This window comes from Hylemonella sp. P2_B10 (assembly GCF_056404875.1).
Genome location: NZ_JBFUDE010000006.1, coordinates 140,821 through 163,345 on the forward strand (window position 1 = coordinate 140,821; position 22,525 = coordinate 163,345).

Here is a 22,525-nt window from a genome sequence, read left to right on the forward strand (position 1 = left end):
GCTTCGCCGCTCGTGGCCGGTTGGCAGGCACGCCGGGCGTCCGCATTGGTTCTCCGGGGAGCCGCACGGTGGCAGGCCCTTCTCACGCGGGCTGGGCTGGCCTCAACACCGCTTCTGGTCGGGATAGCTACTCGTGGGCACGAATGTCCCCTGCGCCCCAATGCAGCCACCCGGCGCGCCGCGTGTCGCGCTTGGTGAACGTGACCAACAGCCGAACAGCCGCTTCGCCACGCGAACCGCAGAGGCCATCGCGTGCAAGCCCTCGCGCACCAACCCCGACACGCGGCGTGCCGGGTTGACGTATCCGGGTTGCCGGTGGCATGCGACGCATGCTACAGAGTCACGCGCCCCAACCACGGTGGTCGCGCCAACTTCATGGCGCGCCACACACATCATCTGCGCGCGGTCCGCCGGCAGTCCGGATACGGCTGCCCGGTGCGCCTGCCAACCGGCCACGACCGGCGAAGCATCCCGGGGCGTGCCCGCCAACCTGCCACGACCGGCGAAGCTGCAACCTTCGCTGGCTAGAATCCGCTCACACCGCATGCCCACCGCCAAGCCACCCTCGCCGTCCCCGGCCCTGCAAGACCTGTTTCGCGAAGCCGCCGCCGCATCGCAAGCCGGCGACCGCGCCAAAGCCATCGCGCTGATGACCCAGGGGCTGGAGTTGGCCCAGGCCACCGGCCAGACGGTGCACCCCAGCGTGTATTACCCGCTGGCGCTGATGCTGTTTGAGCACGGGCAGATTGCCGCCTGCGAGCAGCGGCTGCGCCAGGGCCTGCAACATCTGCCGCAAGACTTTGCGCTGAACAACCTGCTGGGCGTGCTGCTGAAGATGCGCGGCCAGTTTGAGCCCGCGCTGCAGGCGCTGGCACTGGCCCGCCAGGCCAACCCGCAACACCTGGCGCCGCTGGTGCACCAGGGTGACATCTACCTGGAGCTGGGCGATGGTGCGCGCGCCGTGCCGGTGTTCCAGCAGCTGGTGCAGGCCCTGCCCGCGCAAGGCGAGCCGCAGCGCCAGCTGGGCCTGGCCTACCGGCTGCTGGGCCAGCCCGAAGAGGCGCTGCGCCAGTTTGAACAAGCCCGCGCCAAGCAGCCCGCGGGTGACCGCGCCTGGATAGACGCCGCCCGCCTGCTGCGCGACATGGGCCGGCACGACGACGCGCTGGCGCTGCTGGAGCAGGCCCGCGCCGTGGTGCAGCCGCTGACCGGCATAGACGCCACGCAAGCCCAGGTGCTGCGCGCCGCCGGCCGCACGCCGCACGCCATTGCGCTGCTGCAGCGCGTGGTGGCGGACGACCCACAGGCCGCGTGGGCGCATTTTCAGCTGGGGCTGACCACGGCGCCGTTTGACCGCGCGCAGGCCAACACCCATTACCGCCGCGCGATGGACCTGGCCCCGCGCCTGGAACACGTGGCCGAGCTGGCCGACAGCCTGCACCGCACCCGCACAGGCGACGAAGGCGCCAACCTGCAAGAGGCCTACGCGCTGGCCCTGCGCTGCCTGGAGATGCCCGGCAACCTGCTGCGCCACGCGCGCAGCCTGGGCGCCATCCTGGAGCGCTGCGGCAACCACGCCGCCACGCAGCGCCTGGGCACGTTTGACGCGCTGGGCCGCTTCTGGGCCAGCACCAACCAGCCCGGCGCGCTGCTGAACCACCTGGCCCGGGTGCAAACCCCGCAAGACCGGCGCGACCTGCTGGAACACCACAAACTGTGGGGCCGCAGTGTGGAAGCCATGGCCGCGCGCAGCCCGCTGGTGAAGAAGCCGCCCACGCGAGACCGCAGCACCGGCCGCATCCGCATCGGCTTCATGTCGTCAGACCTGCGCAACCACCCGGTCAGCTACTTCCTGCTGCCGCTGCTGGAGGGGTATGACAAGGCGCGGTTTGAGATCTATGGCTATTCGTGGTCAGCGCGCGAGGCCGACAAGGTGCAGCAGCACATTGCCACCATCGTCGACAGCTTCAAATGCGTGCCCGATGTGTCCAACCGCGACGCCGCGCAGCTGATGATGGATGACGAGCTGGACATTTTGTTCGAGCTGGGCGGCACCACCGAGATGAACAAGCTCGAGGCCATGGCCTGGCGCCCCGCGCCGCTGCAGGTCAGCTGGATGGGCTACCCCCACTCCAGCGGCCTGGCCGCCATCGACCACCTGGTGGTGGACCCGTATGTGAAACCGTCGGACCTGGGCCTGATGATGGAGCAGCCGCTGGAGCTGGCCCACGCCTGGCTCACGCTGGGCCGGCTGGGCTTCAACGACCGCACGGCCATCACCCCCGGCACGCCGCAAGAGCGCGCAGCCGCAGGCACCGGCCAGAGCGGCCACGTCACCTTCGGCACCATGAACAACCCCTACAAATACCGCCCGGCCACGCTGGCCGTGTGGGCCGAGGTGGTGCGCAGCGTGCCCGGCTCGCGCTTCGTCTTCGTGCGGCCCGAGGGCGGCACACCGGCGTTTCGCGACAACATGCGCGCCGCGTTTGAGGCCGGCGGCGTCAGCGGCGACCGGCTGGACTTTGTAGCCGTGCGCGGCACCCACATGCAGCACTACAACGCCATCGACATCGCGCTGGACACGTTTCCGCAAACCGGCGGCACCACCACCTGCGAATGCCTGTGGATGGGCGTGCCCGTGGTCACCCTGGTGGGCGAGGCGTTTTTTGAGCGGCTCAGCCACAGCGTGCTGGTCAACGCCGGCCTGGCCGACCTGTGCGCCTTCAGCCGGGACGACTACATCGCCAAGGCGCTGGCGCTGGCGGCCGACCTGCCGCGCCGCCAGGCGCTGCGCAGCGGCTTGCGCGCGCAATTGCGCCAGCAGCCGCTGGGGGATAACGCGCTGTTCATCCAGGATTTTCAGCATGCGGTGGAACGCCTGGTGAAGAAAGCTGTCGAAACGCCAAAGCCATCCTGAGCGCCCCTGCACTGCACCGCACCCCCATGCGCCGCCGCCCTGCCCTTGCCCGCGCACCTGCGCTGTTGTTGACTGCGCTGCTGCTGGCTGGCGGCCCGCCCGCGCAAGCCCAGCCCCTGCCCGACATCGACATGGTGTTTGCCGAGCGCCCGCACTATGCGTTTGTGGAAACCGCGGCCGACGGCAGCAAGCACTACAAGGGCCTTGTGCTGGAGCGGGTGCAAGAGCTGTTTCGCCACGCCGGCCTGCGCATGCAGCTGCGCGCGGTGCCGCAGCGCCGGCGCGACGCCATCATCAGCGCCAACGCCAGCGACAGCTGCGCCCTGGGCGTGTACAAGACGCCCGAGCGCGAGGCCTTTGCCCAGTTCTCATTGCCCATGCACCAGGACCAGCCCTGGCCGGTGATCAGCCGCGCACAGGCGGTGGCCCCCATCAAACAAGCCGGCACGCTGAAGGAGCTGCTGACGCACACCCCGCTGCGCGCCGTGTTCCTGGCCGGCCTGTCGCACGGCAAGTATGTGGACGGCCTGATCGCCGACATGTGGCCCAGGCCCGAACGCACCGGCGACAGCCCCACCGGCCTGCTGAAAATGGTGGAGGCCGGCCGGGTGGAATTCACCATCCTGCCCATGGACGTGCTGGAGGCCTATCGCGCGCAGCAGCCCGCCGCCAAACCCAGCACGCTGCAGGCCACCTACCTGCCCGACGCCGAGGGCCAGAAGGTGTATGTGATGTGCGCCAGGCGCGTGCCCAAGGCGGTGCTGGACAGGCTGAACCACGCCATCACCGCGCCGGACGCGCCCGGCACACGGCGCCCCGGGGCGCCTTAGCCCTTCACAGGTGCCGGCGGTATGGCCAACCCCCGCACCACCGCCGGCCGCGCCACAAAGGCCGCCAGCACGCGCTGCACGTGCTTGAAGTCGTCCCACCCCACCAGATCACCCGCGGCATAAAAGCCCACCAGGTTGCGCACCCAGGGGAAAGTGGCGATGTCGGCAATGGTGTATTGCTCACCCATGATCCACTCGCGCCCGGCCAGGTGAGCGTCCAGCACGGCCAGCAGGCGGCGCGCCTCGGCAATGTAGCGGTCGCGCGGGCGCTTGTCCTCATAGTCCTTGCCGGCAAACTTGTGGAAGAAGCCCACCTGGCCAAACATCGGCCCAATGCCGCCCATCTGGAACATCAGCCACTGGATGCAGGTGTAGCGCCCCGCCGCATCTGCCGGGATCAGCTGGCCCGTCTTCTCGGCCAGGTACAGCAGGATGGCGCCGGACTCAAACAACGGCAGCGCCTGCCCGCCCGGGCCGTTGGGGTCGATGATGGCGGGAATCTTGTTGTTGGGGTTCAGCGACAGGAACTCGGGCGACGTCTGGTCGTTGGTGTCGAAGGCGACGCGGTGCACCTCATACGCCAGGCCGATCTCCTCCAGCATGATGGAGACCTTGACGCCGTTGGGGGTGGGCAGGGAGTAGAGCTGCAGGCGGTCGGGGTGCTGGGCGGGCCACTTGTGGGTGATGGGGTGGGTCGAGAGAGAGGGCATCAGAGAAATCCTGGGCGCTTGGAAAAGCCGGCAGTGTAAGACGGTGCCGCCAAACCTGCCGGTGGCACAGGCATGGCCCTGGAAACTCTCGACATTTGAGCAGCGAAGCCGCCTGGATAGAATGCAGGCCACTCCGGCAGCAGCCCGGAATTACCGCCAAGGGGTTCATGCATGAGCGAACAGCCGTCGTCCCTTCCCGCAGCCGCCGCGGACGCCCCACAGGCGCAGCCGCCGGCGCGCATGGCGCGTTGGGGGCGCAAGCTGGCGCGGTGGAAGGTCTGGCTGCTGGTGGGCGGCGCGCTGCTGGCGCTGGGCGGCGGCCTGGTCTTCTTTGTCGAGCTCAGCGTGCTGTGGAAGGTCACTGTCACGGTGGCCAGCGTGGGCGCGGTGCTCAGTGGCCTGGCCGGCTACTGGAACACCTACCACACGGTGAAGAAAGTGGCCGCCCCCGCCAGTGCCGCGCAGCACGCGCCCACCGAGGCGGCGGCGCAGGCTGAGCACGCCGCGCTGTCCATCATGGTGCTGCCGTTTGCCAACCACACCGGCGACCCCGCCAAGGCCTATGTGGCCGACGCGCTGACGCAAAGCGTCACCAGCGACCTGTCGCGCATCCAGGACAGCTTCATCGTCCCTGCCTCCACCGCGCTGTATTTCCAGGACAAGAAGCTCACGCTGCCCCAGCTGGGCCGTGAGGCCGGCGTGCACTTCGTGCTGATGGGCAGCGTCACCAGCAGCGGCGACAAGCTGCGCATCAGCGCGCAGCTGTCAGACACCCACACCGGCTCGCAACTCTGGAGCGCGCATTTCGATGGCGAGCAAGGCGACCTGTTCAGCCTGCAAGACCAGGTGACCACGCGCATTGCCGGCAGCATCCGCCCCGAGATCGTCATCGCCGCGGCCCGCGAAAGCGAAAAGCGCAAGGGCACGCCCCAGGTGGCCGACTTGCTGATGCGCGCCAGCGCGCTGGCGCTGCGCCAGCAGACGCTGGAGAACCTGCAGGCCAGGGAAGCCCTGTACCGCCAGGCCCTGGCGCTGGAGCCCGGCAACAGCAAGGCCACCGTGGGGCTTGCGGGTGCCTTGAGCATTCAGGCCGGCAATTTCTTCGGCCAGCTGGGGCTGGACACGGCGGCGCGCGCGGCCCTGGCCAGGCAGGCCGCCGACCTGGCCCGGCAGGTGCTGACTGAGGAGCCCAACAACCCGGCGGTCTACCTGCCCATCGCCATCCACGGCCTGTGCACCGGCCGGGTGGACGAGGCGGTGCATGCCTTCATGCAGCAGCGTGAGTTGCAACCGCTGAGCTCCAGCGTGCACAACAACCTGGGTGAGGCGCTGGTCATGCGGGGTGACGCCGCGCAGGCCATCGACATCCTGCAAGCCGGGCTGCGCCTGGTCGGGCACATGCGCCCGCCGGCCGAGACCTATGCCAACCTGGCCACCGCCACCTTCATGCTGGGGCGGGCCGACGAGTCCGTCTCCTGGGCGCTGAAGGCCGTGGCCGCCAACCCCAACTACTACCTGTGCCACGAGAAGCTGGCGCTGGCCTATGCCATGCAGGGCAACCTGGCGCTGGCCAGGAGCAGCGGCGCGGAGGCCTTGCGCCTGAACAGCAGCCTGCGCCTGAAAAACACCAAGGACAACCTGCCCTGGCCCGGCAAGGAAGCGCAGTACGCCAGCTATTTCGACACCCAGTACCTGCCCGCATGGCGGCTGGCGGGCCTGCCCGAATGAGCACGCCACGCTGACACAAGCCCGCAAGCCTCAGCGCGGCAGGCCCACGCGCTGCGCGATGGCGGCCACGCGGGTGTTCCAGTAATCCTTTTCCGCCTGCGAGCAGGTGGCAGCCGGTGGGTCCAGGTCGTTGACACTGAAGCCGGGGGCCAAGGCGTGCAGCTGCGCCAGCGTCGCCTTCACCTGCTCCTTGTCGCCCTGCAGCTCGTAGGCCATGGCCAGCCAGGCATAGGTGTCGGGGAACTTCGGCTGCGCCTGGACGCCCTCTTGCAGCGACCGGACGGCAGACGCCGCGTCGCCCTGCAGCACATACGCCGCCCCCAGCATGGTTTTGGCGATGCCGGGCCGGCGCGGGTTCAGTTCCAGCGCGCGCTTGATGTAGCGCATGCCGGCCTCGGGTTGGCCGGCCAGCGCCACGGCAAACCCATACACCGTGTTGGCCGAGGGGCTGTTGGGCTCCAGCGCCAGGCGCGCCGGGCCGATGGTGGCGAGCTTGGGGCAATCGCGCACATTGCGGGAGATGGCCCACAGCACCGCCAGCCCGCGCGGGCTGTCGGGTTCGCGCTGCAGCGCGCGCGTGGCCAGCTCCTGCGCCTCGCGGGTGGCCTTCTGCGTCTGCTCGGCGGTGACCATGCTGGAGAAATTGGTCACCTCGCCCATCAGCACCCCCGCCAAGCCGAACTGGGCGGCGATGTTGTCGGGCTCGATCTGCAGTGCCTGGCGGAACAACACCTCAATCTTCTGGTAGGACTCCCGGCTCATGGGCTGCAGGGTCTGCGCCCGGGCGCGCAGGATCAGGTCCACCGCGCGCGGGTTGCTCTTGCGCGATTCGCTGGCACGCGCCGCCGAGACGACCATGGCGGAATCCATGCTGGCGCTGACGCGCTGCGTCACGGTGTCCTGCAGGTTGAACAGGTCGACCAGGTTGCCTTCGATGGTGTCGTTCCACAGCAGCGCGCCGCTGCCGGTCTCGGCCAGTTGCACCGCCACCCGCACCTTGTCGGCACTGGCCTGCAAGGCGCCCTGCACGATGAAGCGCACGCCCGCCTCGCGCCCCAGTTGCTGCAGGTTCACCGCCTTGTCCTTGTAGGCATAGGCCTGGCCCGGCGCCATCACCATGGCATCGCGAATGCGCGACAGGTCGGAGGTGATGCTGGAGGTCAGCCCGTCGGCCATGTAGGCCTTGGCGGCGTCGCCCGTCTGGTTGGCAAACGGCAGCACCATGATGGACAAGGGGTAGATGGCGTCCTCCGCCTTGCCACCGGCAATGCCAGCGGCGGCCGCGCTGCTGGCCGGGGGCAGCGCAGCGGTTTTAACGGCGTTGTAGGTGGTGTACCACCCCACCAGGCCACTGAGGACGGCGCCCACGCCAGCCACGGCCATGATGGGCGCCTTCAGACGCTTGAGGGTGGCCAGCCAGCGGCTGCCCAGCGCCGGCGGGGGTGTTGTTGCTGGTGTTGCGGGTGTTGCTGCCGGTTCGGCCACGGCAGGCGGCGAGGGCTGGCTGGACATGCGCTGAGCAACTCCCTGAATTCGTTGGCCAGACCATATCAGCAAGCCCGGCCGCTGGCAACCTTGTTTGCCCCCCGCTGCGGGCGCTGCGGGTGGGGCCGTCCCACGCTTCTAGATCAGACACCGTAGCCTGCTGACAGTTGGATGTCAGCTTCAGGGGCATGGGGTCGGCTCATGGAAAGGCGCCTTTCGACCAGTTGCGGACGGTCGGCACCTTCCGGTCGAATGACCGCTTCGTAGGAGAGCGGACGCTTAAAGCTAGAGGTCACCGACGCACAACACTCGCCGCGAAGCGGCAACCTGGTGTCGTGTGTCCGCGTGGGCCGACCTGTTAAACCGCATGCGCCTGTTCCTTCTGCTTGCGCTAAAGATTCTGGCGCTCAATAACGGATTCAAGTCGGCGCCACAAGAACATGGACGAGTATCTCGTCCTAGACATAGACAGGACACAGTCGGGTGGGGACCGATTTGACAGTCATTGGCGGTATCTTGAGCCGCCTGCCGGAAATCACGATATCGGGCAGTTCGAGCAAAGTTTCCGTGCCGTTGAAATTTGCTGCTGGTGCGAGCCGCAGTGTGTATTCGCGCCAATCAGAATACTTTGAAAACAACTTCCATCCTGGCGGATCGGAACTGCCACTCATGCCTACGAATGACTTCAAAGGTTCTACGGTGTGCACCCATACTTCAACCGCGCCTTTTTCAGTACGGAAGAAGGTGGTCTGCACTCTGGGGGCATTGGGCTGGTTGGCGATCTCTGGAGGGTTTGGGCACTGCATGGGGCCGTTGCCTTCAGAACGGCAGACGATGTTGTACTTCTGAGATGGAAATGGCAGCGCCCGAACTGATTCATCGGACCGGATAAGGCGAAATTCTGACTGCGTGAGAGTTGCCGTTTGTCCGGGACTCACGCGCAGATGCACGCAAACGTAAGGCTCTGGGTCGCCGCACAAACCAAGCCGCACGTCCAAAACGTTAGGCACTAGCAGCCGGGTGACATAAGGCTGGGTTTCCTGCAATTCAAAGTCCGGGCTGAGTACCTTGGGTCGCACGTTCACCATGTCCCTGGTGTAGCAAGTAGAGCAGGCTTGCAAGCCAGCTAAGGCAATTAGGGCTATCAACCGTTTGAAAATGGCGCGGGACTTGGTCATCGAATCCTCCCAATGCGCCATACCCATTGCTCCGTGCAGGTTGGGGCATTGCGCCAACTATAAGCCTATGCACACCCGCAAGCAACGATGGACAATCTGCTTGCACCTGGCGGCGTTAAGGGAGCGAAGGCAACAAGCCGCTTAGTCGAAACGTCTGGGCGTCGCCCATGCCGCACAGCGGCAGCATCCGCCATAGCTGGCGTGTTCAAATGCGCCCAAGGCAGCGGCGGGTGGCGCCACGAGTCTGCAGGATGTGCTTGTGGACTGTCGCGCCTGAATCCGCAAGGTGAGCAATATCGGACTTGGCGGCACGCAGACTACAGCTGCTTTGGGCACCAAGCCGACCTAGACCAGCGACCGGTATTCGGAGTTTTGATTGAGGGAGCCACCAGCCACTTGGTGGCCGGTGAGCGACTGCACGATCACCCGCCCCTATTCACTCCCTCGGATTCCTCCGCTCCTCATCCAACAACTGCTCCACCGTAATCCCGCAGTTCGCCACCAGGCTCATCAGGTGGCCGCGCAGTTCCTGCCAGGCGGGTATGCCGCCGTTGGCTTCTATCATCGCGTCGGCTTCGTCGTGGCAGGTGTGGCCATCGATGCGGCCCTTGTGCACATACAGGGGCTGCACCTGTTCGCCGTCGCGAACTTTGGCGTTGTAGACAGCGGCGGCGGCGGATGCGTCGTGCAGGTGCTCGCCGCAGATGCCGCAGACCAGCACGGGGATGCTGTCGCCCTTGACGAGGTGGATTTCAAACATGGTGGTTCCTTTCATGGTGGTGGTGTTGGTGGCATTCGGTGACTTGTTCAAGCACTTGCTCAGCTTGTTCAGCGTATAAGCTTGAACAAGTTGAACCGCTTGAACACCTGGGTTCTCTTTCATATCTCTCTCCTCTATTTCTTCTCTCTGTTGTTGTTCAACTTGCTCAACTTGTTCAACTTTTCACGCTGAACACATTGAGCAACTAGCTGAGCTTTTTGGGCAGCTTCCAGAACGACTGCCCGCTGACGCCGCCCCGGCTTTTGATGACACACAGGTGCTCTGATGCGCGGCGCAGGCTGGCCCAGGAGACGCCCGCCTTGTCGGCCTCAGCCATCACCGACTTGACCGGCACCTGGTCGTCGCCGAGAAACTCGCGCAGGAAGTCTTGGGCTGCCTCCATCGCGCTTTTGCGGCCGGCGGCGCCTTCGTCGCTGCTGTCGTCTGCCTCGGCCAGCAGCTCCCTTGCCGACCCGCTCACCGCCTGCCCCCACACAATCCGCGAGGCCGGCACATCGGGCAGGCCGGGCAGTGCATCCAGCTGCTCGATCTGGTATTCAAACCCGCCGTCGTCCGGCCCGATGTTGCTTTTGCCGCGGGCGAAGATGCGGCGGGTGGCGGGCACGCCGTCGGGCCCGGGCAGGCCGCCACCGCCACCACCGCGCACGCTGGCGGCGATCATCAGCACGCGCGCCACTGCCGTGAAGGCGATGGAGCCCACCACGCGGCTGACCGGGTCTGCCCCGCTGCCGCCGGCCTTGCTGAAGTGGCTGATGCCCAGCACGGCGGCGTCCAGGGCGCGGGCCAGGTCCACCAGCGGTTGCAGGGCGCGGCGCACGTCGCCGTTTTTGTGGCTGTCGCCCGCCACGGCAGAGACGACGGGGTCCACCACCAGCAGGCGCACGCCGCCTATCTGCTGGGCCTTTTGCAGCAGCAGCGCCATGTCGGTGGCGGGGTCAAAGGGGTGCACGCGGCCGTCGGCGCGGCGCGTGCCGTGCACGAAGTAGCAGCGCTCGCGGTCGGCGCCGGCGGCTATCAGGCGCGGCAGCAGGGTGTCGCCGGGGTCGTCCTCACCGCTCCACACCAGGATGTTGCCGGGCGCCATGCAGTGCGAGCCGTCGGGCCACACTTGGGCGCGGCTGACGGTGGCGGCCAGCGCCATGGCGATGGTGGTCTTGCCCTGCCCCGGCGCGCCGGCCAGGATGTGCAGCTTGCCCAGGGCCAGCCAGCCGGGCCACAGCCAGCGCACGGGCTCGGGGTGCAAATCCATGCCGTTGACGAGCAGCGCGCCGGGGTCGGGCCAACGCAGCGCGGTGTCTTGCTCGGCGTTTTGGGCCTCGCCTTCGGCATAGGGGTCTTCGCGCCGGCGGGCCTGGATGGCCGCGTCCACCTCGGCACGCCCGCGCTGCGCTGCCGACGGCGGCCGGCGCCACGGGGGGCGCTCGTCGGTGTGGTGGTTGGGTTGGTGATCGTCAATCATGGTTTGCAAACTCCTCCTCGGTGATACCGGCCAGTTCGGCCACAAAACGCACCCGCCCGGCCGCCTGGCACAGGCGGGCGTGGCCCTCCTGCGTGAGGCGGCCGCGCAAGGCATCAGAAATCAGGATGGCGCACAGCAGCAGCTCTTCGCGCACCAGCGCCATGGCGCTGCGGGGGGACGGCTGGGCCGGGTGGCGGTGGCTGTCGTCGCGCTGGTGGCGCGTGCGCCGGTGTTCATGGCCTGGGCCATGGTCTTGAGCGGGGTGCTCTTGCCAGGCGCCCAGCGCCTTGGCGGCTTCCACAAAGCTCAGGCAGTGCGCGGCCATGTGGTAGGCCAGCACGTCGCCCCCACGCGCGCCGCAGCCGGCCATGCAGACCCAGGCGCCTGTGCCGAGGTGCACGCGCATGGCATCACTGCCGCCATGGAACTCGCACCGCGTGGTGCGCCAGCGCTTGCCACCGGGCTGCAGCACCAGGCCCTGGCCCTCGAAATAGGCCTGTGGGCTGGGCAGGTTTTGCTTGATGAAGGTGCCGGGCATGCACCGATATTAAACCGAAATTGATCTATAGTTCAATATCAGTTCAATGTATCTTGTGGGGATAAATTGTGGAAATGTGCTGTGGATAACTTGCCGTGGCAGGCGTACGCAAGCAAAAAAGCCCGCACCAGGCGGGCTTTTGGCGGGCGCAAAAAAAGCGCCTGGCGCTGGCTAGTTTTCCAGCGTGAACACCACCTGGTAAAGCCCAGGCGCGGCCTGCCCCAGCTGCTTGTTGCGGGCCAGGAAGCCCCCTTCAATGAGCTTGGCCATCACTGCCTCCCACGCCGCATGGCTGGCGCACTGCGCGTAGTTGACGACGCGGGTGCCGTCCCTTTCGCGGTGGATGCTGGCAGACAGCCAGCCGGGCACGTGCTGCACGTGGCGCGCAGCAGCTGTGAGAAGGTCGATCAGCGCCTGCTGGTTCTCGGGCGTGGTGGTGAACACATTGATCTGTGTCACCACATCGGGGTTGGCTTGGATGGTTGGCATGGCTTTTTTCCTTGAAAGAAAAGCGCTTGCCCGTGCGGCGAGGGTTCCACGATTGAATGAATGAACGCGCACGAACAAGCATATGGCGTACAGCACGCCACAGGCTTGTCGCGGGTTCTCGCGGAAGCGAAAACAGGTTCTTCCAAACGGGTGGAAGGGTTCGGGCTTACCAATTTACCGAACCGGCCCTTTCTCGACGGTTTGAATGTATCAGAAGCACAAGGGCCGACCTCTACATTCCCCCTGATGGGGGATTGGGGGATGGCGCTTGAGCACGTAGACTGCAGGCGGCCATGTTGTTCCCCAGGTTTGCGGGATACATCAAACTTAGCCTTCACCTGTAGATCAAATGCTCACAACAGCACGCCTATTGACAACTTGTTGCTTGACTGCCGTCTTGGCCAGTTGCGCGTCGCCACAAGTAGATGCTCCAAAGGAACCAAGTCAACCCGCAAAAGAAGTGAGTACAGCCGAAGCAACTTCGACTGAATTGGTTCCGAAGTCAAGATTCACTAGGCGCATTGAGACGGTGTTGCACGGTCAATGGGAAGGCACGCTGGTGATGAGATTGCCATTGACATCAACCAGAAAAAACACGCCACCAGTAGCTACTGACATAGTCCTCAGAATCAAAATTGATGGAGAAGAAGCCCGCGTTTACTTGAGCGAAAACGGCAAGTGGATTGAGATGATGCCCGGACGCTTCATGCTATCTAATGTCATGACCAATGCGTCAATTGTTGGGGTGATGTCCGATCATGACGGCACACGAGGTTGGATAGAGAATTGGTCGATCTTGCTCACGGCTGAAAATGATGACACTGTGCTTGCTGAGTGGAGCCGGGTTGTAAACAATCTCGATCCTGGCAAGACTGGACTTCCAATATTTGGTATGGCGGCACGAGGAGTGCTGAGACGGGTTCCAAGTGAAGGCTAACAGGTCGCTCGGACCGACTCGCAGTGCCTGTCTGCTTCAGGCCACCATTTCATGCTTGGCCTTACGCAGCCAGCCGCTGCGGTCGGCTCAGCTCCAACGTTAGACGGCTCAGCTTAGCGCGTAGCGCAAGTCCATGAAAGCGATCTTCTTCGACTACGACGGTGTCTTGACTACCGACAGAACTGGATCAGTCACCACCTGCCGCTATCTGAGCGATCGCACTGGCATTCCCTACGCGGCGGTGGCGGCGGCCTTCAAGCCTCACAATGCCGCCCTGAACCTTGGCGAAACCTCATACGCAGACATCTGGGGCTCGGTGTGCGAAACACTTGGGCAAGACCTGCCGCTGGAATTCCTTGTCGCAGCGTTCGAGAGCACGCCGATCAACACCGCCATGCTTGAACTCGCAGAGGGCTTGAGCAGCAAGTATGCGGTGGGCATCATCACGGACAACAAGGCCGACCGGTTTGAACACCTCACGCGGCATCAGGCGCTCGACAAGGTGTTCTTTCCGATCGTCGTATCAGCTGCGGTTGGCTGCGACAAGCAATCGCAAAGAATCTTTCAGCACGCGCTGGATCAGCTCCATGTTGCGCCCCGAGATTCAGTTTTCATCGACAACACGCCGAAGAACTTGCTCGCCGCGGCTGGCCTCGGCATGGCAACGGTCCATTTCGACGACGAGAGAAATGACGTTGAAGGGCTTGCCGCCCTTCTCAGGGAACGCTATGGCATATCGGTACAGTCGTCTGTCTAGGCGATACAGTGTGAACACCTCGCGCATTGGGCTCGTGAACCAGGAGCCGGCCGGCGAGCGGCTCGTTGCGCATCCCGAACAGAGGACACCATGGGACTTTTAACCTTCAGCATCAACGTCACCCTGGACGGCTGCATCGACCACCGGGAAGGCATCGCCGACGACGAGACGCACGACTTCTTCACCCGCCTGATGGACGAAGCCGGGGCGATGCTGTGGGGCCGCGTGACCTACGAGATGATGGAGAGCCACTGGCCAGGGGTCGCCAGCGGCGACACGCCCGCACCGCCGGCGATACGCGCGTGGGCGGACAAGCTGCAGGCCAAGCCGAAGTATGTGGTGTCGTCGACGCGAAAAGACTTTCCATGGACCAACAGCCACCACATCACTGGCGACCTGCGCACGGGCGTGCAGCAGCTGAAGGACGCGACGCCTGCCGGCGTGCTGCTTGGCAGCGGCAAGCTGGCGACCGCGCTGGACCGGCTGGATTTGATCGACGACTACATGTTCCTCGTCCACCCCCGCATCGCCGGGCACGGCCCGAGGCTGTTTGAGAGCGGGCTGCCCAGCACGCGGCGGCTGGCGTTGATCTCGGCCAAGCCGCTGCGCAACGGCGCGGTGGCCATGCGCTACCGGCGCGCGGGCTGACGCTGTTGCGCCGCGCAGGCGCTATTTCCCCAGCTCTTGCGCCAGCCCGATGAGGATGCCCTCGGGCCCGCGGATGTAGCACAGCCGGTAAACGCCCTGGTAGTTGACCACCTGGCCGACCAGCTGCGCGCCGCGTTGCTGCAGGCGCGCCAGCGTGTCGTCAATGTCTTCCACGGTGAACATCACGCGCAGGTAGCCCAGGGCGTTGACCGGGGCGTTGCGGTGGTCTTCGGCAATGGCCGGCGCCAGGAAGCGCGACAGCTCCAGCCGGCTGTGGCCGTCTGGCGTGCGCAGCATGGCGATCTCCACCCGCTGGCCGGGCAGGCCGGTCACATCGCCAGCCCAGTCGCCTTCGATGGGGGCGCGGCCCTCCAGCGACAGGCCCAGTTCGGTGAAGAATGCTATGGCCGAGTCGAGGTCTTCCACCACGATGCCGACGTTGTCCATGCGCTTGACGGTCATGCTGCAGCCCTCCTCGTCAACGCTTCTTGCCAGACCAGCTGACTTCGTTGAGGAAGGACACGTCCAGCTGCGCCTGCGCGCGGTCCAGCAGGAAGACGCTGTCGCCCCGCGCCTGCACGATCTTGCCCATGGCCTGCGTCAGCGGCACCTGCACGGTGGGCAGGCGCGCGTAGTCGGCGCTGACCTTGACCAGGTTGGGCCCGACGCGGGTGACGGTGAGGGTGACGCCATCTTTGGACGAGCCTTTGGAATCGGAGATCACGTCGCCAAAGTATTGGCCCTCGGCGGCGTCGGCCAGGTCGGGCTTGCGCTTGGACGGGTCGGCGCTCCAGGCCTGCGGCGCCCACGCTGCGGTGGCGCAGGCCACGGCAACCAGCACCATGGTGAAGGAACGACGGGAACAGTGGCGGGCAGGCATGGTCATGGTTTCCTCGGCGGCTGTGGTTTTCGGTCAGACTTTAAAGCAAGCCTGCGGCGCCCGCACCCGGTCAAGGTGTAACTCAGACTTTTCTGACAAGCAAACCACCTGCAGGCCTGCATCGGCACGGGCTGGCCGTTTCTATGCTTTTGCCATCATCCAAAGCTGGAGGCGCCCATGTCCACGTTGACCTTTCCCCACGAGCCGGGGCCGTATGCCCCACAGCAGCCGGCAGGCAACCGCCAGCAGCCCGCCACCACCACGGCCACCGGCCTGGCGATCTCCTGGGGCTCGGTGTTGGCGGGCGCCGGCACGGCGCTGGCGCTGTCGCTGGTGCTGGCCAGCGTGGGCGCGGCGATGGGGCTGGCGGCGCTGGTCTCGTTCTGGAACGCACCCACCACGCCCAGCCAGCTGACCACCAATGCGGTGGGGGCGTGGCTGATCTTCATGCAGCTGGCCGCCAGCGCGGCGGGTGGCTACGTGACCGGTTTCGCGCGCGAAAGGCGGGGCGCCACACCAGCCCGCGAAGGCGTGCATGGCCTGCTGGCCTGGGCCGTGGCGACCATCGTCGCAGGCACGGTGATGGCAGGCATCCTGATCGTGCTGAGCGCGGCCTTGCCGCATGCGTGGACGGCGCAAGACCAGGTGGTCGCCCTGACGACGGTGCTGTGGTTCCTGGCGTCGCTGGTGGCCGGGGCGGCCATTTCCACCGGTGCTGCCATTGTGGCGAGCTGGCGCAGTTACGCGGTGGCACGCTGACCTGCCGGGGCGTCAGGCGCCGGGGTTGCAGCCCACTTCCAGCACGCGGCGCCGCACCACATCCACCCGCGCCGCCATGTCACAGGCGCCGGCGGCTGAGGTGGGGATGTCGTCCACCTCCACGATGTGGGTGCCTGCGTGGCCGGGGTCGCGCATCAGCACCACGCGCACATCGCCGGGGTAGCCTTTGGACCAGGCGTAGTAGCGGGCAAACTCCCCTGCCCTGCTGCCGCGCACGGGCAGCTGCATGGTCTTCTCTATCCACGGCACATAGGTGGCCAGGCGCTCTTTGGCAGGCGTGCCGGCCGCGCTGCGGCTGCCCAGGGCCAGGGAAGATGCCAAGCCGAAGGCCAGCGCCAGTGCCAGCACGGCGCACAGCCCGTGCGCGCCCCGCCACCAGGTGAAGACCTGTTGGGCAGCAGGCGCGAAAGCCGGGGGCATGAGCAGGGAAGACTGGTAAGCCATGGGTACAGCGTAAGCCAGGAGATGGCGCCACACTGTTGCCAAGCGCACACAGGGTGCGCTGCGCCCTGGGTATGATGAGGATCCTATGAGCCGCAAGCACATCAACCGTCTCGTGCTGGGGCTGGTGCTGGCGACCTTGCTGGCGCTGGCCTGGCACCACTTCGCGCCCGGGCGCGTGCTGGTGGTGGACGCCAACTCGCCCTTCACCATGCGCGCGATCGATGACCGGGCCTCGGGTGGCAAGAGCCGCTCGCGGCTCTTGCGTGGCAACGGCGCACTGGCGGTGGAATGCACCATCGACGCCAGTTACCAGTGGCCCTACTGTGAAATCAATGTGGAGCTGGGCGAGGTGCCGCAGGGCATCAACCTGAGCAGCTACGACAGCCTGAAGATCTGGCTGCACAGCGAAGGGCCCGAGCCCCAGCAGCAGGTGCGCGTGTTTTTGCGCCAGTACAACCCGGCTTACTCCAAGCCCGGGGATTCAGGCTCATACAAGCCCATGGAAATGGTGCTGGAGCCGGGCACCAGCCCGCAGCCGATGGAGCTGAAGCTCAACGCCATGTCGGTGGCGTCATGGTGGGCCGCGCAGCATGTGGTGCCGGCGCAGTTCAAGGGGCTGGAGCGCGACAACATCGTGGCGCTGGACATTTCCACCGCCGGCAATGTGCAGCCGGGCGCGCACCGCATCGTGGTGGAGCGCATGGAATTCGTCGGCGGCGATCTCATTTCTGCCGCCACGCTGCAGCTGATCATCATCGCGGCGTGGCTGTTGGCCGCATGCGGTTACCTGGTGGCCGACCGGCTGATGATGCAGCGGCGGCGCCCCGGGCGGCGCTCGGGCGAGCCGGCCTTTGGCCGGGTGAATGCCAACCTGAAGCTGCAGGCCGCGCCCTTTGCCGTAGTGGCCGGGCGCGACCCGCTGACCGGCGTGTACAACCGCGCCGGGCTGGAAGACGAGCTGCAGCACCTGGCCGACCGCACGGGCCCGGCGTTGTTCCCGCTGGCGCTGCTGCTGTTTGACATTGACAACTTCCGGCAGATCAACGAAGCCCACGGGGGTGACGTGGGCGACCTGGTGATCAAGGGCGCGGCGGAGCTGGTGCGCGAGGAGCTGGGCAATGGTGAGCTGGTGGCGCGCTGGGGTGGTGGCGAGTTCCTGGTGATCTGCCCCGCCATCAGTGGTGAGGCCGGCATGGTGCTGGCGCAGCGCCTGCGCATGCGCATTGGCGCAGAAGAGTGGCCGCACGGGCAGCCGGTGACCTGCAGCTTTGGCGTGTCGGTGGCACTGCAAGGCGAAAAGATGGCGGACGCGGTGAACCGCGCGGTGGAAGCGATGTACCGCGCCAAGATCAATGGGCGTGATCGCGTGGAGATGGAAGTGGCGCTGCGCTGAGGCTGCTGCCGGCAGTGTTTGCGGGATCAGGCCGACGCGGCACTCGGCTCCGCGGCTGTCCCCCGGCCTGCGGCCTCCTCCTTGATGCCGCTGCGCCGAATGCCGCATCGACCTGATCTTGCCGGCGTGGTTGGCGCGTGTAACAACATCGTTCGCTTCTTTCCTTCCGTTGGGGGATTGGGAGATTGCGCGGGACCATTTAGACTTTCCGAATTCGGCTCGACATGTGTTCCCGCATGCGGCCATGTAATTCCGCACTTTTGCGGGCCATATCAAAGTTAGCCCACTATGCAATTTGCCAAAGCAATTGTTCTTGTTTGCCTGTTGGGTTCCACGCTACGTTGTTGGGGACAGGCAAATATCCATGTTCCACCAGCCTCGATTTTTGGGACGTACAGCTTTAAACAACGAGTTTGCGAGGTGGGACCTGTGCAACCCAATGGAAGTTTTGAATGGGTCAACTGCCAATCCGCCATTGACTCGGTTGCCGTCTGGCGCAAGGAAAATGGCATCGCTGCAAAGGTGTTGCTCAATGGAACGAATTGGAATAACTGCACGTTCGAAGGTACAGGTACGTGGCTTCGAGACAGGGCGATTCTGTATTCAAATGCAGAGTCCGAGTGCCAACTTACGTTGTTCTTCTTTGATCGCTCCGTTCACACGGTCGCGTCGGAAAAGTGCAATTTGCTTTGCGGCGCACGGAGTACACTCGACGGCGCAGTTCTCAAAAAGACGGGCTAACCAATCATTCGAGCGGGACACCTGCGTTGCCCCACACCTCTTGCGTTAGGCCAGCATTCCCACCCGCAGCGGCTTCCCGCAATCTACGAAAGCACACTCCCATGCACCAAGGTTCCTGCCACTGTGGCGCTGTCAAGCTGACGTTACCGACCACACCCGCTGTGGCTACGTTGTGCAACTGCTCGCTGTGTCGCCGCATCGGCGGGCCGTGGGTTTACTTCGAGTTCGGCACGGTCGAGATCCAGGGGCACCCTGAGAACACGGCCGAGTACATCCAGGGCGACAGAACGATGCGGACGATCCGTTGCCGCACCTGCGGGTGCGTGACGCACTGGGAGCCGCTGGAGCCCAAGCCAGGCGCCAAGCACGGCGTGCACCTGGCGAACTTTGATCCGGAGTTGATCGCCTCGATCAGGGCGCGCAAGTTTGACGGCGCAGACACCTGGAAGTTCTTTGACGAGATGCCTTCAACCAGCGCTGCCCCTAGCCCAGGAACTGAAACCCGCTGAGCGTGTAACCCGTCAGGGCCACGTGGTTCTCGTTGGCCGTGGAGGCGGCCAGGTCTGCCATCCACTGCGCCTGCGTGGTGGCCTTGCTGTTCAGCGCGGTCACGATCTGGTTCAGCGTGGCGGCGTCGGGCTGCACGCCATAGACGTTCTGGTAGACGAACTTGGCAAAGGTGGTGTTGTCCGCCGCGCCCGCAAAGGCGGCCATGACGCCCGCGCTGACCAGCAGGTTGGCGCCCTCCAGCAGGCTGGCGCCGGTGTCGAAGTAGCTGAGGAACATGCCGGCATAGGTCTTGTCCTTGACAAAGCCGGTGCCCAGCGTGGCGGCCATCATCAGGATGGTCTTGCCGGCGGGCTGGCTGGCGGCCACGTCCAGCGCCAGGCTGACGTCGGAGAAGCGCAGGCGCTCGATGTAGCGCAGGGTGTCGCGGCCGTCGTTGCCGGTGAGGTTGAGCCGCGTGTCTGACACGGTGGTGGCGCCGCCGATCAGCAGGTTGCCAAAGGTCATGGTGTAGTCGGCCATCTTGCCCAGGAAGCGCGCGGTGTCGATGCCGGCGCCGCCGTCGAGCACGTCGTTGCCRGCGCCGCCGGTGATGAGGTCGTTGCCGTCCAGCGCGGCGATGGTGTCGCTGCCGCTGGTGCCGATGAGCACGTCGTTGCCCGCCGTGGGCACCACGGTGGAGCCGCTCACCTGCGTGGTGAAGTGGTAGATGGCGCCGCTGTAGGCGTTGCTCGCCAGGTCCAGCACGCTGCCCTGCGCGAACGACAGCGTGTAGCCCGTGCCCGAGGCCAGCGCCTTGAACGGGGTGAGCGTGAGCAGGTTGCCGCTGACCGCCACCGAGCTGCCGGAGAAGGCCTCGACCACGTTGCCGGCGCCGTCCTTCAGCAGGATCTGGCCGGCGCCCAGGCTGATGGGCTCGCTGAAGGTGAGCGTGATGGCGCCGGTGACGGAAACACCGGTGGCGTTGTCCACCGGCGTGATGGCCAGCACGCTGGGCGGCGTGGTGTCGCCGGCCAGCACGCTGGCGGTGGTGAAGTGGTAGCTGGTGTTGCCGGCAAAGCTGTTGCCGGCCAGGTCCAGCACGCTGCCGGCGGCGAAGGACAGCGTGTAGGTGACGCCCGGCGACAACACGGCGGCGGGCTTGACGATGACCTGCGCGCCTGCCACCGTGACGGCGGCGGAACCGCTGCCATAGGTTTCCACCACTTTGCCGCTGCCGTCCTTGAGCTGAATGCTGCCAGCGCCCAGCTTCACCGCCTCGCTGAACAGCAGGGTGATGGCGGCGTTGGTGGGCACGGCGGTGGCGTTGTCCACCGGGCTGTAGGCAATCACCGTGGGCGGCGTGGTGTCGGCGCTGGCGGCGGTGGTGAAGTGGTAACTGGTGTTGCCGGCAAAGCTGTTGCCGGCCAGGTCGAGCACGCTGCCGCTGGCCAGCGACAGTGTGTAGCTGACGCCCGGCAGCAGCGCCGCCGTGGGCTTGATGCTGACTTGTGCGCCCGACACGCTGAGCGCGCTGGAGCCTGGGGCAAAGGTCTCCACCACGCGGCCGGCGCCGTCTTTGAGCTGGATGCTGCCGCTGCCCAGCCTGACGGCTTCGCTGAATGTCAGCGTGACAAAGGTGTTGGTGGCCACGCCGGTGGCGTTGTCGGCGGGGCTGTAGAACAGCACCGTGGGCGGCGTGGTGTCCACCGGCGACACGGTGGTGAAGTGGTAGCTGCTGTTGCCGGCAAAGGCGTTGCCGGCCAGGTCCAGCACGCTGCCGGCGGCCAGGGACAGCGTGTAGGTGGTGTTGGGCGACAGTGTGCTGCTGGGGCGGATGACCAGCTGGCTGCCGTTGATGTTGAGGTTGATGGAGGCGCTGGTGAAGCTCTCCACCACGCGGCCGCTGGCGTCCTTGAGCTGGATGCTGCCCGCGCCCAGCTTCACCGTCTCGCTGAAGCTGATGGTGATGGTGGCTGTGGTGGCCACGCCGCTGGCGTTGTCGGCCGGGCTGTAGGTCACCACGAAGGGCGGCGTGTTGTCCAGGCCGATCAGCTGGGCCGAGGTGGCCAGACCGTCGGTGAAGGAGAAGTTCTGCACCCCGTGCACGCTGTCGGTGCCGTTGCGGGAGCCCACCCTGTCGGCGATGGTGAAGGTGCCGGTGGCGCTGTTGTAGCTGATGGTGTAGTCCGAGCGGGGGCCGGCATAGGCCGCCGTGTTGGTGCCCGAGCCGCCTTCCAGCAGGTCATTGCCGGCGCCGCCGATCAGGGTGTCGTTGCCTGTGCCGCCGGTCAGGGTGTCGTTGCCGGCGCCGGCGTCCAGGTAGTCGCCGTTGTTGTTGGCCTGGATGGTGTCGTTGCCAAAGCCCAGCAGGGTGACGGTGTTGATGTCGGTGTCGTAGGCGATCCAGACGTTGTAGACCCGGTAGGCCCGGTCGTTGCTGTAGGTGCCGGCGTAGACCGGGTTGCCGATCTGGCTGCCGTAGCCCTCGCGCAGGTCGACCGAGGAATTGGAGTTGCCGCTGAAGACGATGGTGTTGCTGCCCCCGCCGTCCCAGATGGTCTGGAAGTAATACTGGCCGGGGTTGTCGTTGAAGCTGTAGGTGGTGTTGCCGGCGTTGTAGGCGCGGTTGGCGCCATACAGGTACTGGATGGCCACGATGTCCAGCACCATGGGCGTGGTGGGGTTGTAGCTGAAGTCGATGGCGTCGGGGTGCGAGGCCAGCGTGCTGTAGCTCATGATGGTGAGCACGCGGCTGTCCCAGCTGGTGCCCTCCAGCGAGGGGCCGCCGCCCCAGGCACGTTCGTCCTCGAACGGGTGCTTGAGCCCCAGCGCGTGGCCGATCTCGTGCTCCAGCGCCATCAGGTCGTAGGAGCCCGCGCCCCAGGCCGTGTCGTTGCCATGGCTGGCGCTGACCCAGATGTCCCCGGCGCTGGGCCAGTAGGCATTGGGGTAGTTGGCCCAGCCCCAGGCCGATGAGCCGTCAGAAGCGGCCTGCCCTGCCGAGGTGAAGGCAAAGCGGATGTCGCCGACGTTGGACTGCCCGTCGGACACCTCGGTGAACGACAGATTGGCCACATTGGCCCAGGCGGCCAGCGCGGCGCGCGCCGCCGACATCTCGGTGCTGTTGAAGCCGAAGTGCTGGGCGGCGGTGTTCTCGCCGGTGCTGGAGTAGGCCTGCCCGTTGTAGCCGGAGAAGTAGGCGCTGCTGTTGCTGGTCCAGGGAAAGCTGTAGCTCAGGGACCCGCTGGCCCAGTAGGCGCCGCCCAGCAGGCCATTGAGCGTGCCGTCGCTGGAGAGAAGGGTCGAGTAAGCGGCGGCGCTGCTGTTGGGTGACGGCATGT

The 22,525-nt window shown here is 65.9% G+C and carries 21 protein-coding genes; 10 read left to right on the forward strand and 11 right to left on the reverse strand.

The genetic code is table 11. The features are described from left to right. Window positions 1–544: 544 nt before the first annotated feature. Both AC1DX2_RS23495 and AC1DX2_RS23500 read left to right on the forward strand, forming a co-directional pair. A complete protein-coding gene (locus AC1DX2_RS23495) occupies window positions 545–2,917 on the forward strand; it encodes a tetratricopeptide repeat protein (protein WP_477198852.1) in 2,373 nt (790 codons plus the stop codon). 26 nt (window positions 2,918–2,943) lie between these two features. Further along, complete coding sequence (locus tag AC1DX2_RS23500) at window positions 2,944–3,747, forward strand: substrate-binding periplasmic protein (protein WP_477198853.1); 804 nt, start codon at window positions 2,944–2,946, stop codon at window positions 3,745–3,747. Here the strand turns inward: AC1DX2_RS23500 and AC1DX2_RS23505 are convergent. Further along, window positions 3,744–4,457, reverse strand: a complete 714-nt coding sequence (locus AC1DX2_RS23505; RefSeq protein ID WP_477198854.1) for a glutathione S-transferase N-terminal domain-containing protein — start codon at window positions 4,455–4,457, stop codon at window positions 3,744–3,746. The genes AC1DX2_RS23500 and AC1DX2_RS23505 overlap by 4 nt on opposite strands. A gap of 171 nt (window positions 4,458–4,628) precedes the next feature. On the opposite strand from AC1DX2_RS23505, the gene AC1DX2_RS23510 reads away from it, so the two are divergent. After that, window positions 4,629–6,185, forward strand: a complete 1,557-nt coding sequence (locus tag AC1DX2_RS23510; protein WP_477198855.1) for a hypothetical protein — start codon at window positions 4,629–4,631, stop codon at window positions 6,183–6,185. Between the two features lie 30 nt (window positions 6,186–6,215). On the opposite strand, the gene AC1DX2_RS23515 is transcribed toward AC1DX2_RS23510, so the two are convergent. From AC1DX2_RS23515 to AC1DX2_RS23540, 6 genes are all read right to left on the reverse strand, one after another. Then, window positions 6,216–7,697: a tetratricopeptide repeat protein gene (locus AC1DX2_RS23515; RefSeq protein WP_477198856.1), complete on the reverse strand. Its 1,482-nt coding sequence runs from the start codon at window positions 7,695–7,697 to the stop codon at window positions 6,216–6,218. A gap of 431 nt (window positions 7,698–8,128) precedes the next feature. Then, a complete protein-coding gene (locus tag AC1DX2_RS23520) occupies window positions 8,129–8,848 on the reverse strand; it encodes a hypothetical protein (protein WP_477198857.1) in 720 nt (239 codons plus the stop codon). Between the two features lie 436 nt (window positions 8,849–9,284). Further along, window positions 9,285–9,731 (reverse strand): hypothetical protein, encoded by a 447-nt coding sequence (locus AC1DX2_RS23525; protein WP_477198858.1) that lies wholly within the window; start codon window positions 9,729–9,731, stop codon window positions 9,285–9,287. 82 nt (window positions 9,732–9,813) lie between these two features. Beyond that, a complete protein-coding gene (locus tag AC1DX2_RS23530) occupies window positions 9,814–11,088 on the reverse strand; it encodes an AAA family ATPase (protein WP_477198859.1) in 1,275 nt (424 codons plus the stop codon). Beyond that, window positions 11,081–11,626 carry a CHC2 zinc finger domain-containing protein gene (locus AC1DX2_RS23535; RefSeq protein WP_477198860.1) on the reverse strand — a complete coding sequence of 182 codons (546 nt, stop codon included), beginning with the start codon at window positions 11,624–11,626 and terminating at the stop codon, window positions 11,081–11,083. The genes AC1DX2_RS23530 and AC1DX2_RS23535 overlap by 8 nt, the downstream gene beginning before the upstream one ends. A gap of 171 nt (window positions 11,627–11,797) precedes the next feature. Then, window positions 11,798–12,115 carry an antibiotic biosynthesis monooxygenase family protein gene (locus AC1DX2_RS23540; RefSeq protein ID WP_477198861.1) on the reverse strand — a complete coding sequence of 106 codons (318 nt, stop codon included), beginning with the start codon at window positions 12,113–12,115 and terminating at the stop codon, window positions 11,798–11,800. Window positions 12,116–12,500: 385 nt separating this feature from the next. On the opposite strand from AC1DX2_RS23540, the gene AC1DX2_RS23545 reads away from it, so the two are divergent. The 3 genes from AC1DX2_RS23545 to AC1DX2_RS23555 all read left to right on the forward strand — a co-directional run bounded on the left by AC1DX2_RS23545 (window position 12,501) and on the right by AC1DX2_RS23555 (window position 14,457). Further along, window positions 12,501–13,052 carry a hypothetical protein gene (locus AC1DX2_RS23545; RefSeq protein WP_477198862.1) on the forward strand — a complete coding sequence of 184 codons (552 nt, stop codon included), beginning with the start codon at window positions 12,501–12,503 and terminating at the stop codon, window positions 13,050–13,052. A 133-nt stretch (window positions 13,053–13,185) separates the two neighbouring features. Beyond that, on the forward strand, window positions 13,186–13,809 hold the full coding sequence (locus AC1DX2_RS23550) for an HAD family hydrolase (protein ID WP_477198863.1): 624 nt from the start codon (window positions 13,186–13,188) through the stop codon (window positions 13,807–13,809). 90 nt (window positions 13,810–13,899) lie between these two features. Beyond that, on the forward strand, window positions 13,900–14,457 hold the full coding sequence (locus tag AC1DX2_RS23555; RefSeq protein WP_477198864.1) for a dihydrofolate reductase family protein: 558 nt from the start codon (window positions 13,900–13,902) through the stop codon (window positions 14,455–14,457). A gap of 21 nt (window positions 14,458–14,478) precedes the next feature. Here AC1DX2_RS23555 and AC1DX2_RS23560 read toward each other — a convergent pair whose 3' ends face one another. Beyond that, window positions 14,479–14,919, reverse strand: coding sequence for a VOC family protein (locus tag AC1DX2_RS23560; protein WP_477198865.1), 441 nt, complete (start codon window positions 14,917–14,919; stop codon window positions 14,479–14,481). A 16-nt stretch (window positions 14,920–14,935) separates the two neighbouring features. Beyond that, window positions 14,936–15,337: a hypothetical protein gene (locus AC1DX2_RS23565; RefSeq protein WP_477198866.1), complete on the reverse strand. Its 402-nt coding sequence runs from the start codon at window positions 15,335–15,337 to the stop codon at window positions 14,936–14,938. A 177-nt stretch (window positions 15,338–15,514) separates the two neighbouring features. Here AC1DX2_RS23565 and AC1DX2_RS23570 point away from each other — a divergent pair, with 177 nt between their 5' ends. After that, window positions 15,515–16,096 carry a hypothetical protein gene (locus AC1DX2_RS23570; RefSeq protein WP_477198867.1) on the forward strand — a complete coding sequence of 194 codons (582 nt, stop codon included), beginning with the start codon at window positions 15,515–15,517 and terminating at the stop codon, window positions 16,094–16,096. A gap of 12 nt (window positions 16,097–16,108) precedes the next feature. Here the strand turns inward: AC1DX2_RS23570 and AC1DX2_RS23575 are convergent, their stop codons facing one another. Beyond that, window positions 16,109–16,561 (reverse strand): hypothetical protein, encoded by a 453-nt coding sequence (locus tag AC1DX2_RS23575; protein ID WP_477198868.1) that lies wholly within the window; start codon window positions 16,559–16,561, stop codon window positions 16,109–16,111. A gap of 85 nt (window positions 16,562–16,646) precedes the next feature. On the opposite strand from AC1DX2_RS23575, the gene AC1DX2_RS23580 reads away from it, so the two are divergent. From AC1DX2_RS23580 to AC1DX2_RS23590, 3 genes are all read left to right on the forward strand, one after another. Continuing rightward, complete coding sequence (locus tag AC1DX2_RS23580) at window positions 16,647–17,954, forward strand: GGDEF domain-containing protein (protein ID WP_477198869.1); 1,308 nt, start codon at window positions 16,647–16,649, stop codon at window positions 17,952–17,954. 288 nt (window positions 17,955–18,242) lie between these two features. Beyond that, window positions 18,243–18,695 carry a hypothetical protein gene (locus tag AC1DX2_RS23585; protein ID WP_477198870.1) on the forward strand — a complete coding sequence of 151 codons (453 nt, stop codon included), beginning with the start codon at window positions 18,243–18,245 and terminating at the stop codon, window positions 18,693–18,695. A 101-nt stretch (window positions 18,696–18,796) separates the two neighbouring features. After that, window positions 18,797–19,204, forward strand: coding sequence for a GFA family protein (locus AC1DX2_RS23590; protein WP_477198871.1), 408 nt, complete (start codon window positions 18,797–18,799; stop codon window positions 19,202–19,204). Here AC1DX2_RS23590 and AC1DX2_RS23595 read toward each other — a convergent pair. Then, window positions 19,179–22,523, reverse strand: coding sequence for an Ig-like domain-containing protein (locus tag AC1DX2_RS23595; RefSeq protein ID WP_477198872.1), 3,345 nt, complete (start codon window positions 22,521–22,523; stop codon window positions 19,179–19,181). The genes AC1DX2_RS23590 and AC1DX2_RS23595 overlap by 26 nt on opposite strands. Between the last annotated feature and the right edge of the window lie 2 nt (window positions 22,524–22,525).

Excerpts from the sequence above, each read along its gene's own strand:
- AC1DX2_RS23495 (WP_477198852.1), top strand. The coding sequence starts at position 545 with ATGCCCACCGCCAAGCCACCCTCGCCGTCCCCGGCCCTGCAAGACCTG.
- AC1DX2_RS23500 (WP_477198853.1), top strand. The coding sequence starts at position 2,944 with ATGCGCCGCCGCCCTGCCCTTGCCCGCGCACCTGCGCTGTTGTTGACT.
- AC1DX2_RS23505 (WP_477198854.1), bottom strand. The coding sequence starts at position 4,457 with ATGCCCTCTCTCTCGACCCACCCCATCACCCACAAGTGGCCCGCCCAG.
- AC1DX2_RS23510 (WP_477198855.1), top strand. The coding sequence starts at position 4,629 with ATGAGCGAACAGCCGTCGTCCCTTCCCGCAGCCGCCGCGGACGCCCCA.
- AC1DX2_RS23515 (WP_477198856.1), bottom strand. The coding sequence starts at position 7,697 with ATGTCCAGCCAGCCCTCGCCGCCTGCCGTGGCCGAACCGGCAGCAACA.
- AC1DX2_RS23520 (WP_477198857.1), bottom strand. The coding sequence starts at position 8,848 with ATGACCAAGTCCCGCGCCATTTTCAAACGGTTGATAGCCCTAATTGCC.
- AC1DX2_RS23525 (WP_477198858.1), bottom strand. The coding sequence starts at position 9,731 with ATGAAAGAGAACCCAGGTGTTCAAGCGGTTCAACTTGTTCAAGCTTAT.
- AC1DX2_RS23530 (WP_477198859.1), bottom strand. The coding sequence starts at position 11,088 with ATGATTGACGATCACCAACCCAACCACCACACCGACGAGCGCCCCCCG.
- AC1DX2_RS23535 (WP_477198860.1), bottom strand. The coding sequence starts at position 11,626 with ATGCCCGGCACCTTCATCAAGCAAAACCTGCCCAGCCCACAGGCCTAT.
- AC1DX2_RS23540 (WP_477198861.1), bottom strand. The coding sequence starts at position 12,115 with ATGCCAACCATCCAAGCCAACCCCGATGTGGTGACACAGATCAATGTG.
- AC1DX2_RS23550 (WP_477198863.1), top strand. The coding sequence starts at position 13,186 with ATGAAAGCGATCTTCTTCGACTACGACGGTGTCTTGACTACCGACAGA.
- AC1DX2_RS23555 (WP_477198864.1), top strand. The coding sequence starts at position 13,900 with ATGGGACTTTTAACCTTCAGCATCAACGTCACCCTGGACGGCTGCATC.
- AC1DX2_RS23560 (WP_477198865.1), bottom strand. The coding sequence starts at position 14,919 with ATGACCGTCAAGCGCATGGACAACGTCGGCATCGTGGTGGAAGACCTC.
- AC1DX2_RS23565 (WP_477198866.1), bottom strand. The coding sequence starts at position 15,337 with ATGCCTGCCCGCCACTGTTCCCGTCGTTCCTTCACCATGGTGCTGGTT.
- AC1DX2_RS23570 (WP_477198867.1), top strand. The coding sequence starts at position 15,515 with ATGTCCACGTTGACCTTTCCCCACGAGCCGGGGCCGTATGCCCCACAG.
- AC1DX2_RS23575 (WP_477198868.1), bottom strand. The coding sequence starts at position 16,561 with ATGGCTTACCAGTCTTCCCTGCTCATGCCCCCGGCTTTCGCGCCTGCT.
- AC1DX2_RS23580 (WP_477198869.1), top strand. The coding sequence starts at position 16,647 with ATGAGCCGCAAGCACATCAACCGTCTCGTGCTGGGGCTGGTGCTGGCG.
- AC1DX2_RS23585 (WP_477198870.1), top strand. The coding sequence starts at position 18,243 with ATGCAATTTGCCAAAGCAATTGTTCTTGTTTGCCTGTTGGGTTCCACG.
- AC1DX2_RS23590 (WP_477198871.1), top strand. The coding sequence starts at position 18,797 with ATGCACCAAGGTTCCTGCCACTGTGGCGCTGTCAAGCTGACGTTACCG.